Origin of the sequence: Variovorax pasteuri, from assembly GCF_051216435.1 — a bacterium.
Lineage (GTDB): Bacteria > Pseudomonadota > Gammaproteobacteria > Burkholderiales > Burkholderiaceae_C > Variovorax.
Genome location: NZ_JBPJZS010000001.1, coordinates 336,364 through 354,668, shown reverse-complemented (window position 1 = coordinate 354,668; position 18,305 = coordinate 336,364). Strand labels below are relative to the sequence as shown.

General features: G+C 51.7%; 13 protein-coding genes and 1 pseudogene. 2 read left to right on the top strand and 12 right to left on the bottom strand.

Annotation, left to right across the window (positions count from 1 at the left end; all coding sequences use genetic code 11):
• Positions 1-5: 5 nt before the first annotated feature.
• Together ACSFBM_RS01615 and ACSFBM_RS01610 are read left to right on the top strand one after the other, a co-directional pair.
• A complete protein-coding gene (locus ACSFBM_RS01615; RefSeq protein ID WP_435482833.1) occupies positions 6-650 on the top strand; it encodes a YjbF family lipoprotein in 645 nt (214 codons plus the stop codon).
• Positions 647-3,706, top strand: coding sequence for a YjbH domain-containing protein (locus tag ACSFBM_RS01610; protein WP_435482832.1), 3,060 nt, complete (start codon positions 647-649; stop codon positions 3,704-3,706). Before ACSFBM_RS01615 ends, ACSFBM_RS01610 begins: the two co-directional genes overlap by 4 nt.
• A gap of 264 nt (positions 3,707-3,970) precedes the next feature.
• On the opposite strand, the pseudogene ACSFBM_RS01605 reads toward ACSFBM_RS01610, so the two are convergent.
• The 12 genes and pseudogenes from ACSFBM_RS01605 to ACSFBM_RS01550 all read right to left on the bottom strand — a co-directional run.
• Positions 3,971-4,171 (bottom strand): annotated as a pseudogene (locus ACSFBM_RS01605) (IS5/IS1182 family transposase); the annotation flags it as partial.
• 960 nt (positions 4,172-5,131) lie between these two features.
• Positions 5,132-6,193, bottom strand: a complete 1,062-nt coding sequence (locus ACSFBM_RS01600) for a glycoside hydrolase family 5 protein (protein ID WP_435482831.1) — start codon at positions 6,191-6,193, stop codon at positions 5,132-5,134.
• Positions 6,181-7,383 (bottom strand): glycosyltransferase family 4 protein, encoded by a 1,203-nt coding sequence (locus ACSFBM_RS01595; protein WP_435482830.1) that lies wholly within the window; start codon positions 7,381-7,383, stop codon positions 6,181-6,183. The genes ACSFBM_RS01600 and ACSFBM_RS01595 overlap by 13 nt, the downstream gene beginning before the upstream one ends.
• Entirely contained in the window at positions 7,380-8,690 is a 1,311-nt protein-coding gene (locus ACSFBM_RS01590; protein ID WP_435482829.1) for a hypothetical protein, read from the bottom strand. The genes ACSFBM_RS01595 and ACSFBM_RS01590 overlap by 4 nt, the downstream gene beginning before the upstream one ends.
• Entirely contained in the window at positions 8,690-9,706 is a 1,017-nt protein-coding gene (locus ACSFBM_RS01585) for a nitroreductase family protein (RefSeq protein WP_435482828.1), read from the bottom strand. Before ACSFBM_RS01585 ends, ACSFBM_RS01590 begins: the two co-directional genes overlap by 1 nt.
• Positions 9,681-10,838, bottom strand: coding sequence for a hypothetical protein (locus ACSFBM_RS01580; protein WP_435482827.1), 1,158 nt, complete (start codon positions 10,836-10,838; stop codon positions 9,681-9,683). The genes ACSFBM_RS01585 and ACSFBM_RS01580 overlap by 26 nt, the downstream gene beginning before the upstream one ends.
• 86 nt (positions 10,839-10,924) lie before the next feature.
• Positions 10,925-12,160, bottom strand: coding sequence for a polysaccharide pyruvyl transferase family protein (locus ACSFBM_RS01575; RefSeq protein ID WP_435482826.1), 1,236 nt, complete (start codon positions 12,158-12,160; stop codon positions 10,925-10,927).
• Between the two features lie 12 nt (positions 12,161-12,172).
• Positions 12,173-13,300: a DUF1972 domain-containing protein gene (locus ACSFBM_RS01570; protein ID WP_435482825.1), complete on the bottom strand. Its 1,128-nt coding sequence runs from the start codon at positions 13,298-13,300 to the stop codon at positions 12,173-12,175.
• Positions 13,301-13,362: 62 nt separating this feature from the next.
• Positions 13,363-14,082 carry a sugar transferase gene (locus ACSFBM_RS01565; protein WP_435482824.1) on the bottom strand — a complete coding sequence of 240 codons (720 nt, stop codon included), beginning with the start codon at positions 14,080-14,082 and terminating at the stop codon, positions 13,363-13,365.
• Between the two features lie 196 nt (positions 14,083-14,278).
• Positions 14,279-16,525 carry a polysaccharide biosynthesis tyrosine autokinase gene (locus tag ACSFBM_RS01560; RefSeq protein WP_435482823.1) on the bottom strand — a complete coding sequence of 749 codons (2,247 nt, stop codon included), beginning with the start codon at positions 16,523-16,525 and terminating at the stop codon, positions 14,279-14,281.
• Entirely contained in the window at positions 16,522-16,977 is a 456-nt protein-coding gene (locus tag ACSFBM_RS01555; protein ID WP_435482822.1) for a low molecular weight protein-tyrosine-phosphatase, read from the bottom strand. Before ACSFBM_RS01555 ends, ACSFBM_RS01560 begins: the two co-directional genes overlap by 4 nt.
• Complete coding sequence (locus ACSFBM_RS01550; RefSeq protein ID WP_435482821.1) at positions 16,974-18,137, bottom strand: polysaccharide biosynthesis/export family protein; 1,164 nt, start codon at positions 18,135-18,137, stop codon at positions 16,974-16,976. Before ACSFBM_RS01550 ends, ACSFBM_RS01555 begins: the two co-directional genes overlap by 4 nt.
• Positions 18,138-18,305: the final 168 nt, after the last annotated feature.

The window sequence follows — 18,305 nt, the reverse complement described above, 5'->3', positions numbered from 1 at the left end:
AGGCCATGCTGGACACAGCACGGCTCCTCTACAACAGCTCGGCTGATACGCCGACGCCGTCCTACAACCCCAGCTACCGCTACCTGCGAACCACGGTCAACGGCCGCGTCATCTACATGGTGCTCGGCTACGTCGACAAGAGGCCCGAAGGCGCGGTCGAGGTCTGGTACAGCAGCAGCGGCGAAGTCGTCCGGTTGCTCGACGGGCGGCTTGTGGGCACCACCGGCCTCTCGACCGATTGGCGCGGGGTGCGCTTCTCCGCCGTGCCGCCATGGCCCGCCGGCGCGGCCGATGCGCCTGACGCATCAGCAACCCCCTCTTCCGCCCAGCGCTTCGTGCGCGAGCGCGACCTCATGCCCGGTTACCGCTTCGGCATTCGCGACGACGTCGTTCGCATCGCCGTGGCGCCGCCGCAGAAAAGCGCCCTCACCGTGGCCCCGCCCGCCTCGCTGCGCTGGTTCGAAGAGCGCAGCACATCGCGCCCCGCCGCGGCATCGGTGCCGCCCGCGCGCTTTGCCATTTCAGAAAGCTCCGGCACACCGCGCGTGGTGTATTCGGAGCAATGCATATCCAGTGATCTTTGTATGAGCTTCGAGCGGTGGACACCTGCCACGCCAGCAGCCGGCACTCCCTCGAGCGCTGGCACATGAAACCCTCGCTCCCCGGTATGCGCAAGCCCTCCTGGCCTCGCCGCACGGCCATTGCCTGCGCATTCATGGCCGTGGGCTGGTCTGCGTCGGCACAGCCCGCCACCGCCCCCGTCAAGAACGAAACCACCAACGACGCGGACGTGCGGCCGGGCGAGCGCCTGAGCACCTGGCTGCTGCGCCAGCCGGCGGAGGTGTCCGCACCGGGACTGGCCTGGCGCGTGCCGCAGGAGCGGCTGGCCCAGCAGTTCCTGAAGAACACGCTGCTGCTTCGCATTGAAACCGCCACCCGGCGCGCCACCCAGCCCGAACAGGCGGAGCGCTACAAGCTCATCCGATGGCTGCAGAGCCTGCCCGTGACCGGGCGCGTGGCGCTGGGCGTGGTCGACGCGCGCTGGCTGCAGGCGCACCCCGAAGAAGATCCCGTGCTGACCGCCGGCCAGACACTGGTGGCGCCGCCCCCCAGCGTGAAGACCGTGGCCGTGGTGCGCGCCAATGGCGAGCTGTGCCACGTGGCGCACGAGGCCGGCCGCAGTGCGTGGGACTACATCCTTGCCTGCGACCTGCAGGCCGGCTACGACTGGGCCTGGGTTGCACAGCCCGACGGACGCACCGCCCGCGTGGGCGTTGCGCCATGGACCGGCGAGCCGTCGGACGAACCCGCGCCCGGCGCGTGGATCTGGGCGGCGCCTCGCAGCATGGGCGACCTGGTGGCCGCATCGGAAGGGATCATCAAGTTCCTGGCGACGCAGGGGCCGTCGCCACAAGGAGACCTGCAGGCGGCAGCGCCCTCCCCGACCGCTGTGCCTGTTGCCAGCGCTGTGGGCATTGCTCCGTCGGCGGCCGAACCACTTGCGCAGAGCGGCAGCACCACGATCTCCGTGCGTCCCGAGCTGGCACCACGCTACCAGGCGGTACGCACCAGCGCCAACGACTGGGGCGAAACCGGCCTGCTGCAAACGCCCAGCGCCCGCATGGGCGTGGCGGGGGATTTCCGGTCGTCGTTCTCGAACGTGTCGCCCTACATGCGGTTGAACTTCATGTTCCAGCCGTTCGACTGGCTGGAGGCGGGGTTTCGGTATACGTCGGTCAACAACCGCATCTACGGGATCAGCGATCAGGACTACAAGGACAAGAGCATCGACTTGAAGGCAAGGCTGCTCAAGGAGTCCGCGTATGTGCCCGAGCTCGCCGTTGGCTTCCGCGACGTAGGTGGTACCGGCTTGTTTTCTGCCGAGTACCTCGTGGCCAACAAGCGCTACGGCGATCTCGACTTCAGCCTTGGGATTGGCTGGGGCTATTTGGGCAACAGCGGAAACATCAGCAATCCGTTCAACCTTCTGGGCGATCGTTTCAGGACGCGCCCGGCAGCGAGTAACTCGGTATCCAACGCTGGCCGAACGAACTTCGGCTCCTTGTTTCGCGGCCCTGCCGCTCTCTTCGGCGGCGTGCAATGGCGCACGCCATGGGAGCCGCTGACGATCAAGCTCGAGTACGAAGGCAACAACTACCAGAACGAACCGCTGAAGAACAACCTGCCGCAGCGCACGCCGTTCAACATCGGTCTCGAGTACCGCTACTCGCCCAACGTGGCTTTCTCTGCCGGCTTCGAGCGCGGCAACAAGGTCATGTTCGGCGTGACGCTTTCGACAAAACTTGCGGCGTTGAGCACACCCAAGCTCGCCGACCTGCCAGCGCCGCGTTTCACCCCTGACCCTCCCGCGAATCCGCCGGGGTGGGCGTCCACTGCGGCCGAGATCGAAAACCGCACCGACTGGACCGTGCAACGCATCGCGCCACAGAACGCCGGCCTGCATGTGTGGATCACCGAGAGCAATACGGTATACCGAGAAGCTCGGGTGCAGCAGATCGCGGCCGTGCTGCACCGGGACGCCCCGGCGTCGATCAAGACCTTCATCATTCACTACAACGAGCGTGGCCTGGCCATGGGTGCGCAAGTGATCGAACGTGCCGAGTGGGTGGCCGAGCACTACCAGGCGCGCTCGCCCGCCGAAGTGCGCGCGACCAGCCAACGCGACTACGCTCCGCCGGAAGACAACAGCGAAGACCGGTTGCTCAACCGTTCCGTTATTTCGAGCACCAGCGCTTCAAGCAACGTGAATGCACCGAGCTCAAAGACCGACCCCACATCGCTCGGTCCCTGGGAGCCGGCGCCCAAGAAATTCGAGTTCGGCATCACGCCAAGCTTCGGTCAGATCATTGGCGGGCCCGATGCGTTCGTGCTCTACCAGCTTGGCGTTGCCGCCACCGTTCAGTACCGTTTCACCCCGAGCACCTGGGTCAACGGTGCACTGAACTGGCGATTGCTCGACAACTTCGACAAGTTCACCTACACGGCCCCCAGCAACCTGCCGCGCGTGCGGACGTTCCAGCGCGAATACGTGACCACCAGCCGCCTGACAATGCCTGTGCTGCAACTGACACACGTGGGCAGGTTGACGGACAACCAGTACTACAGCGTGTACGGCGGTGCGCTGGAGTCAATGTATGCCGGCGTTGGCGCGGAATGGCTCTACCGGCCATGGCGAAGCAACGTCGCGTTTGGCGTCGACATCAACCGCGTGCGGCAGCGCGCCTTTGAGCAAGACTTTGGACTGCGCGACTACAAGGTGACGACGGGCCACGCCACGATGTACTGGAACACCGGTTGGAACGGTGTGGTGGCCACGGTCAGCGCCGGTCAGTACTTGGCAGGCGACAAGGGCGTGACCCTGAACATCAGCCGCGTCTTCGACAACGGCGTGACGATTGGTGCCTATGTGACGAAGACCAATCTGTCGGCGAAGCAGTTCGGCGAAGGCAGCTTCGACAAGGGCATCTACTTCTCGATTCCGTTTGACGCCTTGCTGCCGCGGTCGAGCAAGTTCTCAGCGAACTTCACGTGGGCTCCGCTTGTTCGGGATGGGGGGGCGAAGCTTGGGCGGATCAATCAGTTGTATGACATGACCACAGTGAGAGATGGGCAGGCTTTCAGTTTCGGAGCGCCAGCCAGTCAAGCCCCGAAGGCCGGAGACAACATCTTGGATTTTGGACGATAGATCAGCAGCACCAATAACTTTTCGCTATTTCGCCTTAACTAGCCCGCCATGAACAATCCAGTTTCCAAAATCGGGCGAACAGAATTTGGCCGCTGACGGCGCGGCCGCCCTTAGGAACACGCGCAAGGCGAGTCCGAATCAAGCGGTAAGAAGCCGCTGCTTCGCCGCAATCAGCCGCAGGTTGTGAACCGCCCCGCGTATCACCGCGCTCCGCGCCCCGATAGTCCTTGTCCACGATCGCAGTTGTCGGCTTCCGCTCGGCCGGATGGCGACCTGCTCAAGGGTTTCTTTCAGCCTGTGGCCATCATACGGATTGCCAGGCATGCTGCGCATGCCCGCCGCCAACCCTTCCTTCAAAGTCGTCGCAATGGTGACCTTCACGCCAAATCCGTGCGGCGTTCAGGCCTTGCTTTTGGAGATGCATTCGACTTCCGGGGCATCCAGCGCATAGAGCTGTTCTTGTCCTTCGTGCGCTGGGCCAAGATGCGGCCTGTGCAGGCAAGCAGTCACCTACCCCGGCCTACGCCGGCTCGCGCAAAGCGCCGAGTTGGGACGTCACTTCACGCTGCACTCAAGCCACGCATGTGCGCATGGCGCGAACGGCACGGCGCATGCGTTTTCACCGTTTGGCAAGGGCATAGCACCCGATCTTTGCGGCCATGAGCGGAGTGATGCGGATCTAGTTCTGGGAAGACCCGTGCCATGTTCCCGGGTCTCCTTCACTAGGTGCTGGTGGCCCTTCTCCAGCGTGCGACAGTCAGCGAGATGCGCGACGGCCTTGGGGCTTGAGTGTCGTATCGACGACGGCGTGATCCATGCTGGACGTCTTCTCAACACCGACGCGCCGTGTAGTTTCAATGGCCGCCATGCGCAGGGTGTCTCTACTCCTTCCTCACGAGGCGCTTCCTCCAGCGTGTCAGGCGGCTCGGGTCAATGGGCGCCTCCCTCTGAAGGTATTCCTCACCGCAAAAATACTGTCAAAGGGGTTCTAGACCCAGGAATTGAACAGTGCTTCATCCGACACGTCGAACGTGTCTTGCAAGTACAGCCGAACTGCGATGAGCGGTGCAGGCAATGCAGGTGAACCACGCCCCGAACTGAAGAGGGCACCGAAAGTGCGCCCGATCTCAGCTCACTCGATCAGGCCGGCCAAACGCACCGGTGGATGGGGCATGTTGATCAACTCGTCGAACCGGGAGATGAACAACTCGTCGGTCTCGGCTCATGCGAGCTTGGGCTTCATCATCAAACCTTGTCGGAACATGCAAGAAGGCAGTGTTCTACGCCGCCCTCCCCCGCAAATTGTGCACCAGCAAACGTTACGAATGTCGAAGCACATCAACGACTTGGGCATTGTTCAGAGCGAACTAACTAAAGAAATTCTCCTCAAGGATTCTGATATTCAATTTCGGTGGACTATACCAACTACGGAGAAATTCCATTTTTCAGCAATCGCATTCGCGCTGAATTCGAGTCCCTTCGATTTTGCGTAGTTGCACCGGCCAACTCTGGATCCCAAACGACGGCCTCCCTAAAGCTATGATAAGTCCAGTCCCAACCGTAATCGCCAAAAATCTCCAACAGACTTTTTACGTAGCGGTCGCCGTCATTCCCAGCAAAATTTGAAACCCCGAATTCTCCAACGTAAATATTCACTGAATATTTGCGTTGAAAATCCAATACAGATTTCATTCTCTCGGAGAGATAACTATGGAGCTTCCGCTCATTTCCATCGCCGACAAGTCGTACTCCCTTATCAAATCCATTCAACACTCCCTGATGAGTAAATCTTCCGGGGTCATACATATGAAATGAGTAAATTATGTGTGCATCAAGAACCGGAGACACACAATCCACATCATCCATTTGATTGGTGGGTCGCCCTACTGCATTTAACGCGAAGGGAAATTGAACAATCAACGGAACTCTTTGATCATATTTTCGAATACCAGCAATTAGGGAGCGAATAAATTTATTGTAAAACTCACAGCGCCCTTTACCTAAAACCTCTTCAGGCATCGCTGGCTCGTTGAATAAGTCGTAACCATAAAATTGAGATGATTGTCCCGCATACCTCCTCGCCAATACCTCCCATAAATTCACGATTGCGTCTTGAGCAACTCGATCACTCCAAATCAAATCCTCGGGAGTAGTACTATATTTCCCCTTCATTCCGGGAAAATAATGCGGATCCAGAACAATCTGAAACTGATATAACTTTGCCCAGCGCAAATATTTATCAAGAATAATAAACGGCTGCTCGCGAACTTTGAAGGGTGGACTTCCCTCAAGAAATGGCTCGCGGGGAAAGCTAACCCTTAGAAGCTTTACGTTCAACTCCTTGAGGTCTCGAAAGTCTTGTTCGGTCAGCCTGTCATCAATATTGAATCCTTTCAACGGATTCGTGTTAGCCAAAGGTGCCGCATTGCAGACTTGGAGCACGACAAAAAAAGCCACGAACGAAAAAATGAGTTTTAGCTTCTGCATTTTTCATAAACCTCATTAAGCTTTTTATAGTGAATGTCACTATTGAATTTAGCAATTAGATTGGCGTGCCCAGCACGCCCCATTGCTGAGACACGGGTGTCGCTAACGAGCAAATCCTCTACCGCACTTCTTAATGCATGCACGTTCTTCGGCTCCACAAGTATTGCGTCCTCACCAGAAGACACAACTTCCGGGATTCCACCAATATCGGAAGCTATTACCGGCTTGCCGTGCCCGAAAGCCTCGGTAATCGTCAACCCAAACGTTTCAAACCAAATAGACGGGACCACGACCGCCCTCGCTCGACGAATTATCTCCGATAACTCCAGCCCCGTTTTGAATCCCAAAAAATCGATATTCCCCGACGGATTGTTTTTTATATGGCTTTTAATTTCTGATTCCATCGAGCCGCCGCCGACTATTACTAACCTTGCCTTCGGCAACCCTTCAAAAGCCTCCAGCAGTAAACCTAGTCCTTTATTTCTCTCAAGCCGACCAAAATAAAGAAAATAATCACCGGGATTGAAATCCGGCTTGAATTTTTTTGCGTCGGTATAGTTATGAACGGTCGTCACTTTTTCGCTCGGCACACCCATCTCAATCACTTTGCCACGCAAAAAATCGCTAACAGCAATGAAATGATCGAAAGCGGACACCGCCCCCAAGATTCTTGAAGCTGTGGCTTCCACATAAGTCAAAGCCGAGCGTAGAAAACTCTCGCGGTTACATCGATTTGCAATAACGTTGTGGAAATTAAATCCTGAACATTTTGTGCAAATTTCCCCTCGCGACATAAGGGTGTATGTTGGACACACGACCTTGAACTCATGCAACGTCTGAACTAAAGGTATCTTTGCCTGTTTCACCGGTGCAATTATTGACGCGGTCAGTTTCCCATAGTAAATATGACAATGGAAAATGTCCGGCCGAAAATCTTCAAGCAAACGGGTAACAGAGCGTCTAGCATTCCGAGAATAGATGTAGTTGACCGCATCGTTTATTCCGGGGTTTTCAAATTCAGCACCAACCGGGAAATAAGAACTCCATGCTGAATACATATTCGCCGCATGTCTCGCGCAGAACGGAGCAACAATATGACCATGCTCTTCCAACAGCTCGAGCTCATCAAAAAAAACCCTATCCGACCCCCCGGTTATACGAAAATTTTGCCCGGCCAGTACGATCTTCATGGCGAAGTTCGCAGCTCATTGGCTCGCGCTTTTGATATAAATATTCTTTCGTCTTGGACTAATGAAAAAATAACCAAAAGAAAGTTTATCGAATTAACTTGGTATGCGAAAAACGGCTGGGAAAATGAAACAACAATAACAACTGCCACAAACAGAAAAAACTTCAGCCGCGGATTAAACGAAAAATTTCCAACGATTTTTTTTGAAAAATAGCCGAAGGTCAGTACTCCTAAAAAGCCGTACTCGCCCAAAACGGATGCTATATTGCTATCGTAGATTCCTGCCAACTCTTGAAAAAATCGACTCCCAGAAAGTCCTAGCTGTTCATAAACCGGACTATTTGCCGAAAGGACTGTTCCAAAGTTGGCAGGGCCTACTCCGACAGGAAAATTTATCGCGGACAAATAAGCCCCGTAATAGACCATGATAAATCTGATATATTGCGATTGGTCAATTGATTCGAATTCAGAAAAATTCCTTAAGGTCTCCTGAAAGAAAAATGAGTTTGCCAAATAATTCCAGCCAATCAACACAGCCAGCACCGCCAAGAGGAACCCTGGGATAAATACTTTGTAGGAACCAAATGCAATCAGATAGCCACCAAGCGCGATCAGGACAATCAGCAATGCAGTGCGCGAACCTCCAAAGCCGACAATCATTGCTACGGCAACAAATAACAATTTGTCAAACATGCTCTTCTTTCTTTTCAACAGAAAGAAGATGAAGGAAAATGCCGCAAGTATCGAAAGGTCGTTTGGCTTAAATTGAAATCCGACCAAACGATTCCTCTCCAATTCATAGGCAAAATCAGAATAGATAAAGCCGGCCGGATTTATAATGTTAAAAACAACGCCGACCAAGGAAACAATTAAACAAATTCTAAGTATTGTCTCGAAGAAATTCGAATCCTTGCCGGCAATTTTTAAAGCATAGAAAAAAATTAACGAGTATAAAAAAAGCTTCGCGCTAATAAAGGATTGCACAGCAACATTCGCAAACCTAATATTAGAATATGAAAATCCATTAACCAAAACACCATAAATTATCGAAACAAATGGGAATAGCAAAACTCCTAGCATCCACCCATTTCTTTTTCGACTTAATAGGCCAGCAGCCAGCACGTAAGGAACTAAGAGAAACGCTTCATCGACATATCCAACGCCCCCCCCAAGCTTCAGGCTCGAAAGCAAGTATTCTTGAATGTTAATAAAAATGCAAAAACACCCAAGAACACCAAATGCAAGTTTTTTACTCGCATTTCTCCTTTGAATAAAAGACAAATTTTCTCGAGGTTGATTTATTGACATCACACGATCCTGAAGAAGTCCGCTACAGACCTCCTTGGAGACTCTGCAACGCTCAGCTTCTGCGGAATATTCCCGATAGCGAGACAAGTAATTACAACATGCGATGCAGGAATATTAATGACTCTCCGTAACTGCTGATCTACGTTCGAAGTCACTGACCAGTTCAAAAAGCAAGTACCTAGGCCTAAAGAATGAAGAGCGTAGACATAGCTCATTGCCATCAGGCCTCCGTCAACGAATGGCTGATTCCGCTCTCCCGCTCCAGTAAAACAGTGCAGATCCGAAACAATTATCGCGACATGGCTGGCACGCTCACCAAAACCACGATTGCCATTCTGCAAAGCCAAGATTGCAGATTTTTGCTCGCCGGAAAAGATATAGATTCTTGAACTCTGCCGATTGCATACCGATGGCGTTTTTGCGGCAATCTCGGCTGCTCTTTCCAGGAGCGTAGTATCCGCCGGTAAATCGTCAAAGTCTCTGATGCTATACCTGGTTCTCGCAAGCTCAGAAAATCCCTGGTTTCCGGGTAAACTTATTTCGGCTCTACTCAAAAGCAAGACTCCGCCTCTTTTCTCTGCAACCCCATGAAACGAGTCCGCCAGCTCGGAAATTTTCGCATCAATTTTTGATAGGGCGACACCATGCTGCCAATTGAAATTTCGGTATTGCAGCAATGCGTTAATCGCACTTACAGAAATAGAATCGCTACCGTAGCTCGCGGTATATCTTTCAATGCGTAAAATCGTCCGATTGACGACTGCCTGGCCATATCCAGGGCGTGGCAGTGGTAGCGACATACCTTTCTCGATAATATGAAAGTCCTTGATCAGCATGGCCTGAAGCTTTTCTTTAGACCTGTAAACTCTAAATGTCGCAGAAAATTTCGCAAACCGATACATGTCGTAGATACAACTCGGAAAGAAAAGAAAAATCTCCCTTACGAGCTTGAGTTGATCGAGCTTAGAGGCCGATAACACAGATTTGAGTCTATTTTTTAGTTTCTGATAGCTCATATTTTGTTCCTAGCTTCTTCACTCCGACCCCTAGTCCCAAATACCCCAACAATCCAAAAGCCTCAACCGCCACCATAATCCACGCCACTTTTTCGGGATCGACACCCTCGCATTGAGTCACAAGAAAAACCATCAGCAAAACACCGAGAAATTGCACTCCAGCCTTAAATTTGATCATCCCTTCAAAGCTAAGGAGCATCATTCCAATCCACGCGCTATAAGTGCGGATCCACAATGCTATCGCACAAATAATTAAGAATTTTTGAATTCCTGGGAAGTTCGTCCATATTCTTTCTGAAACCCCCCACGCCATGCCAGTCGTCCCTAGTAGCGAAATAGCGGCGAGCAGCGAGGCTGCAATGAATGACATTTTGAGTACCTCACCCAGGTTTTGTTTTTTGTTCCTCAAGATGGATATCTTCGGCCAGAAATGATTATTTATGATCGACGTTATTCCAATGTTGTTTGCGGACCAAAAAATAAAGTAAACCCCTAGGTAGCCAGAAAGTGCATAACCATGAAATTTTGCAGTGAGCGGGGTAATGCCGAGGCTAAAAAGCATTCCTAAAACTGTAGATGCCCAGAATGAAAGCATTTCAACGCTCGATTTTCGGCTAATACTCTTCAGGAAAGCAACCCAGTTAACTCGAAGTGCATTTGATTTCGAATTTTTCTCTATTAGAAAGATTGCACAAATGCTGAAAGTGATCAGTGACCACGAGACGGCACGGTCGGCCATTGCACTGCCAGGGCCCTTCGGACTGAAGGAAACAACCAGTAGCGCGAGCGCAGCAGCAGCTTTAATTAATGACGGAATTGATTGAAAGATTGCAGCCTGTGACGAGCTTTGATTAATCTGCCCCGCCAAAATCCCTTGGATAGACGAAGTAGTCGCTATCAGCAAAAAACCAGCGGCACAACTTTGCATGCTTGGCCGCGCGAAAAAGAAAATTAGCGCAATTGCAGCTGCGAGGATCTGGGGGAAAAGCTGGATCGCGCGCGCATGCTTTACGTAGTTATCACGATCTGTCAAGTAATAACTATTCGATCCAAATGGCACGATCAAACCGACAATGCTAACTAAAGAAAAGAGCGAGAAAATTTGACCAAACGACTCTTTAGAAAGCAACATCGAAAACAAGAAATTCGACAAGAATCCGGCGATCGAAGCTAGTAGTAAAAGGCCTCCACCCTTTAGCATTGCTGGCACAAACGTCCTTACTCACTGATCTTTTGAAATATATATGCCATCTTTGCGGTGACTTCCGCCCGCATTTTTTGATTAGCAGCTATTAATTTCAACCGAATTTGCTCATTCAGGTCGCGTATTTTTTCTAGTTTCTCGATTAAAACATTTTCCGGCTCGTCGATTCCAGAGACATACGACTGCATCTCAATATTCTCCATATACGAGAGTATTTTATGCTGGGTATTAATCATGAATGTTGGTATGCCAGCGCTAGTGGCCAAAATTCCCACATGCATTCTGGTAGATATGAACGCAAATAGTGATTTTTGAATTCCCTGGAATTCTTGGGGGTAGTGAAGCCGATTTTCCAGAATTCTTGCTGAATATCCATTTTCAATAAATATTTCCATAGCAATTTGGCACGCTTGATAATCCTTACTAACGCCGGAATGGCTGTAGTTGGAGGGCATCATCAGAATTTCATACTCTTCGGCTGGAAAAGTTAAGCCTATTGCCCTATACAGCTCCTGAAGATAATCACCGGTGATTCCCATTTCTGCTTTTGGTGCGTCAGACACCGTTACGCCGAGTAACTTCTTAGAGGCCTTTTTAAGCTCAGATTGAATTTGGTTCGAATCTTGCATAACTGCAACGTCCGGGCAAAAAAATATTTTTGCCGGCTTTCCTTCCCAGAGTAAGGTCGCGACTTCTAAAGACTGTTTATCCCGGGCGATAATAAACCTTGAATTCCCTAGCGTAAGTCGCAATAGATAGCGAGAAATTGGCCTAAAAATTGGACCTATGCTTTGTGGAAAAATTATGAAATCTTTCTTCTTCAAAATCGCCAGCCAATATATAAGGACGCGCTGATACATGTGCGGGAAATAATGATCATTAATGGTCTCACCAGATAACGAAATACAGACATCCGACTCGTCGATCAGGTCAAGAAGTTTTCTTTTTCCCTCGCCCCAAGGCAAACGCAGCTTGCTGCGAAATGCGATTGTGTTTATTAGCTCGACGCAAAAGAACCATCCCAAAGAAAGAGCAAACGATAACTTTTGGAACGCACCTCCGTTGTACTTTTTAAAAATATCTTCGTAGACGTTTGGAAAATGTCCGATGTTAGTTTGAGGATCAATAGATAAAATATTGATACTTTCTCCGCCATTCTCTCGAACCAAATTGTAGGTATTTTCGATCAGCGCACCGTTACCGACGTGCAACGTGCTAAACGCATCGATCAATAGGAAATTTTTAATCATTAGGAGATATCTCTAATTTGCACGAAGCGCGCTCGTGGCCGGCAAATAATCCATCAGGATTTTTTCATACTGACTAAGTACTGATGGCCAAGTGAATTCGACTTCATGTCGAAGACGACTTTCGTTCTTCATATCCTTGAGCAAGTCAGGATTTTTCGAAAGCGCGTCAAGCAGCTCGCAAAAATCGGTATCGTCCACAAAATATTTTGCGCGCGTACCTGCCACCCAGCGATTGAATTTGTTGTCGTGCGCGATTACAGGATTTCCCGCACCTAAAGCCTCGACCAGCGACGGATTGGTCCCCCCAACTTGGTGACCATGCACATATGCGGCTGAGTAAAATCTCAGGGCATTCACTGCAGCCTTATCGTAGATGGCGCCCAAAAAAATAACTTCCTTGCTTGCTGCAGCTTTAACCTTTCGATGGTATGGATCACTATCCTCATAGTTTCCAAGCACTGCCAACTTTAACCCGCGGTTCTTTTTTGAGAATCCGCTTACTATTTCATAAAGCGAATTTTCAGGCTCAGGTCTAGCAATAACGGTCAAATATTGACCGCACTCTAATCCCCTTTTTTGGACTTCATGGGCGTCAGCATCCAGAATTTGGGCGCTGCCATAAGCAATGGTCGTAATCTTCTTAGAATCGACGCGCGTCGATAAGTGTTTTTTAATTTCCGGGTGGTCCGCAATTAGATGATTACCAAGCCAGCACCCGGCCCAGTCGTTCATCCAAAACCAAAGTTTGGCTGCAGGGCCCCATTTTTTTCTACGCCATTCGATTCCGTCCATATTGATGACATTTGGTACAGAAGCGATCCTTAACAGTGTGCAGAAAATCGCGGTGTTATAGCCGAGGGTTAGGCACAAATCAGAATTTCTTGCGGCGTCCGCAGTAGCCAGCCAATCGAACAGGATTGTCCCAAAAGGTCCGTCGCCTTTTACCGGAATATGCACTCGCTCAATGGAGTTCCATTCGTCAAAATAGATTCCGCCGCTTCCTTGCTCTTGGCAATAAACAATTACGCGCCAACCTCGCTTAACAAGATATTCCGCCAAACTTTCAGCAAAAGTCTCAAAGCCACCGTGACGTGCAGGAAGGCCCCGCGTACCCAAAATTCGAAGAGTTTTTTGCTGCATTTATATATTAAAGGCTACGGGCAAGCATTTGGTTGATCGCGAATCTGCCAGACTTAGATGGACTATCGAGAGCCGTGGCCGGAAATCACAACCCAAAGTGTTTTGATAAAGATTAAAATATCCCCGTACACTGAAATATTTTTCACGTATTGAGAATCCAATTCAACTCTTTGCCGATAACTTAAGTGATTACGGCCACTTACTTGCCAAAGCCCCGTGAGACCCGGCCTGACAGCACAATAGTATTTCCAGTACGATCCGTAGAGTCTTTTTTGCTCGACCATGCAAGGCCGGGGACCAATAAGACTCATATCACCCTTCAACACATTCCAAAACTGTGGAAGTTCGTCAAGGCTCGCTCGTCGAATAAATTTACCAAACGTAGTTATTCTTGGATCGCCGTCTAATTTTTGGTAGTTCTCCCATTGCTTCCGAGCATCTGGGTTAGCGTCTAAATATGATTCGAGAGCCTGAGTGGCATCAGGAATCATGGAGCGGAATTTATAGAGTTTAAAAACATTCCCGTTACGACCTAGGCGGGTCTGTGAGTAAATTCCCGGTCCCCTTGAGGTGCTTACAACGCCAACCCAAATAAGCGCATAAAGCCAGCCAAACGCCAAGAAAAATAGACAGGCCCCACCTATATCGACCGCCCGCTTCGCGGCACTCAGAAGCCTAGACTGCTTTGGACGGCACAACTCGTCGTCAAAAGGTGAGCCTTCGGTCACGGATGGCAACTCCTCGCTTAGAGCGTCAAATGACCGTTCGCGATAGGATGTCATTTCATCACCTTGGAAGTATTCTTAGCTAAAAGCATTCGTTGCGGGCATACGGGTTTCGCTCAAGGGTTCAACTACTAAGAAGCACGGCCGTTTTCGGTGCAAATCCATTTAAACCTGAATTTTTGCCAAATTGATTTCTACGCCAAATAAATCGAGTCTTACTTGGAAATTATTTCGGCGAAAAAAATTCACATTGTTAAATAGAACTTCCGTCGTCTTTATACTTGTATGCCGTATAGCGATATCCGCCATATTTATAGCCATGCGCGCCCGTATGACGACGAGCTAGGTTCAGTCCGTTCAGAATCACGCCATTTGGCGAGCACCCGGCATGTGCCAATCGACGGACGCTCTCGTTTAGTTCGCCGAGATGGGTTTTCTCTGCCCGTGCCACCAATAGTAATGTCCCACTCAGCGGAGCCACGGATGCGGTGTCGGCAGCTACAAGTACCGGGGCGGTGTCAACAATTACCAAGTCATAATCGGCGGACACTTTGTCGAGAATTTGAGCAAAAGACGTACTGGTCAATAGTTCAGCTGGGTTGGGCGGAAGTACACCAGTAGTCAAGACATCGAGATTTGGCAACATCTGCGACCTGATGGCTTGATTCAATCCGAGCGTTCCAACAATCAATTCTGAGAGGCCTGAAGCACGTGCAATCGAGAAAAACTGATTTACACGCCCTTTTCTAAGATCGGCGTCAATTAGGAGCACACGTTTGCCTGCTGCAGCAGTGACTGCAGCAAAATTCACCGAGACGAAGGTCTTCCCTACGCCTGGGGTAGCGCCAGAGATAATTAGCCGATTATTAGACGCCTCCAGCATGGCAAATTGCAAGGCGGTTCTTAGGCTTCTCAGACTTTCGATAGCTGCATCCTCTGGATGAGATAGCGCCAATACGTGAACACCCTTCACCTTATTTTCGACGCTCTTGTCCAGTATTTTTTGCGTAACACTTAACGGAATAGTGCTATATACATTAAGGCCCGTATGAGCCTCAATTTCAGTTGGATTTCGAATACCCCCAAAAAAGGAACTTCGCAATATAGCCGTAACTGCCCCGATGATTAGTCCCACCAAGAACGCCACCGCCAGCACGAGCGGCTTTTTTGGCCAAACCGGTTCCTCTGGAGTTAGTGCCTCATCAAGCATCCGAACATTTCCAACTTTGCCTTCTTTGGCTAGACGCATCTGCAAAGAACTATTTAAAAGCGACACATAAAGATCTGTGTTAACTTTGATATCGCGCTGCATCCGCACCGTGTTTTGCTGCAACAATGGCAGCTTTCTTATTTTTAAGTCTACCCCTGCAATCTCTGTTTTCCACGCAGCAATTTGCGCATCAAGGGTCACGATATTTGGATGCTTGTCGGTAAAGCGCGCAGACAGCTCCCGCCGCTTCTGCTCTGCCTCAAGGAGCTTCGCTTGAAGATCAACCGTTTGAGTAAGCGCATTTTTCGCCTCGTCATCCAGACTTACGGTGCCATTTTGATTTCGATAGCGGTTATATGTATCCTCAGCTTGTTCGAGTTGAGTCTTAAACTGGGGTAGTGCAGTGTCAAGGAAACCTAAAGTTTTTTCTGCTTCTGCAGCCTTTCGATCTATATTTTGGCGAACGTATAACCGTCCAATTTCGTTTAGCAACTGGGTAAGCTTTTCCGCGTCTGGGCTTTTCCAACTAACGTCTAGGACGCCAGATTGCTTGCCCTTTTCAACGACAATTATTTCGTCTTGCAGGTTGAGCAAAGTAAGTTGCTTGGAATACCTAATGAGTTGAAATTGGGCCCCGGCATTTCCATAGATGGAACTAACCAATAGCCGAATAGTGCCACTTGAAACTTGTGCCTCGATTACTTTTCCTACCGTACCTTTGAAGGAGAAGTCGGCGATTGAGAGTTCGTAATTCCCATTCAATCCCGTTGTAAGGATAAATTTCTTTTCCTCCAACTCCTTTGGCACATCAAATTGCGGAACGACAATTTTCTCAGCCCCCGTGACATAGCCAGACAGACCCATAAAGCCAGGTGTTGAGAGTTCTGTAGCGGTGCGAGCCAGCCAAACTCCAACTACAGGGGCATATCGCGGCTGAGCACTGATATAAAGTTTTGTGTTCTCCATCGCCTGTCCCAATATGGACCGCGACTTAATTATTTCGATTTCACCTGCAGCTGGTGTCTTGACGCTAAGTAAAGAAGCTGCAGCATCACCCAAGAAACTCCCAGCTGAATTTCCCGAGTCTTCAACCTGTACTGCGACATTGGCTTCATATTTTGGGCGTGCAAAAATTGCATAAGCAGCGCCCAAAATAACTGAACAACAAACAATCAAGGCAATTAGCCAGCGGTTGTCTATTAATATGTCGAGATACTCGGTAAAGTTGATGCCGTCTTCATCATCTTCCAGCGCCTGATTCGGCAAGGCGACCTGCTGGTTTGAATTCATATCGATTGCTGCTCAGTCTTCGTAATCTTCAAAATGCGGTCGATCCACGTCCGCGCCCCCACTTCGATCAGGCTCAATGCATGTTCGAAAGCTTCTTCCCCTTCTTTGTATGGATCGGGCACATCCTGCTTGGCAGCTTCAGCAATACGAAAAACCTTCCCCCTCGTAAACGGATAGGTCGCTTCCAGAAAGCGACGCTGTTCGGTGTCCATCACCAGAATCAAATCGGCTTGGCGGCAGAGCATCTGGCTCACTTGCTGTGCAAGGTGGCCAGAAATGTCGATGCCTCGTGCGTCCATCAAACGGCGCGCCATCGGGTCGGCGGGTTTGCCGACCAGGGCACCCGTGCCCGCGGACACCACGCGCAAATGCGGCAGGCCTGCGGCAAGCAGGCCTTCGGCCATCGGGCTGCGGCAGATATTCCCGATGCAAACGGTCATGACTGTTTTCATCGGTGGCGCGCCCAGACTTCGTCGGCGTTGTTGATCACCTGCGAGGCCGGCAGGATCAGGCTGACCAGGCGGTTCCAGGTCACGAGCGGCACGGGGTCGATGTAGACCACGTCCCTCGGTTGCAGCTGAAAGCGCTCGGCCAGGGCCAGGGACGCCGGGTTGCGCGCGTTCAGGTGGAAGATGGCGGGCAAGCCCCTCGCGTTGTTGCGAATGACGTAGATCTGCCCGGTGTGTGCCGTGGTCAGGCTCGGTCCGCCGGCTTCGCCCAGCGCTTCGTTCAGCGTGAGCCTGCCGTTGTGCATCAGCAGCCCGGTGGGCCGCGCTACCTCGCCCATCACGTACACCTTGCTCTCGTCGCGGTTTCGCACGAGCACGGTGTCGCCGTTCTGCAGCGGAATGCGGCTGCCGTCGCCGCCACGCTCCTGCAGCAGGGGCAGGTTGATGACGGTGGTGCGGTCGCCGCGCGTGAGCGTCACGAACGAGCGGTCGCCGTTGGCAGTAATGCCGCCGGCCCGGCTGATCGCCTCGGACAGCGTCATGGGCATGTCGGTGAAGATCTGCAGCCCCGGCGTACGCACCTCGCCTTCGACGAAGGCGCGTCGGCTTCTGAACGACTGGATACGCACGGTGACCTGCGGCTCTTTGATGTAGAGCGCGAGCTTCTGGGCAAGCAGGTCGGACGCCTCGATCTCGGTCAGGCCCTGCAGCTTGACGCGGCCCACGTACGGAAAGCTGATGAGCCCCGTAGCGCCGACGATGAAGCCGGGCGCTACGGCCACGCCGGTCGGGTCGGTCTGCTGGGTGATCACCGCGCCGGCGTTGGGCAGCAGCTCGGGGTGGTCGTAAACGATCACGCCAATGACGTCTCCCGGCCCGATGGTGTAGGCCGGGGCTTCGCCGAACAGCGCCTTCACGTCGCCGGGAATGGCCGTCGACTGCGACTCCGCCATCGCGCGCACCAGGGCAGGCGAGATGGACGTGATGACGCCTTCGGGCGCACCGTCTTCGGGCAGGTACTGGAAGTCTGGCGGCAGAGATTGGTCCGGCTCGTAAGCCGACATCGAGCCGAAGCCCGGCGCACAACCCTGCAACAGCAGCGCGCAGGCCAGGGTAGCCCCCCAACCCAACGGGTAAAAGTAGCGTCTCAAATCGATCCTCATCGCTCTAGAAGTTGGTAGTTCCACTCGGCGTCCTCTCTCCCTGCCAGTCCAGGCCCGACTGCGGTCGGGGGGACGGCCGTGAGTTCTCCAACTTACATGTCGGAGACACACGCATCTTTTTGTAAACAATGGACGAGTCCAATTGTCACCGGACGGCGGTTGACTACT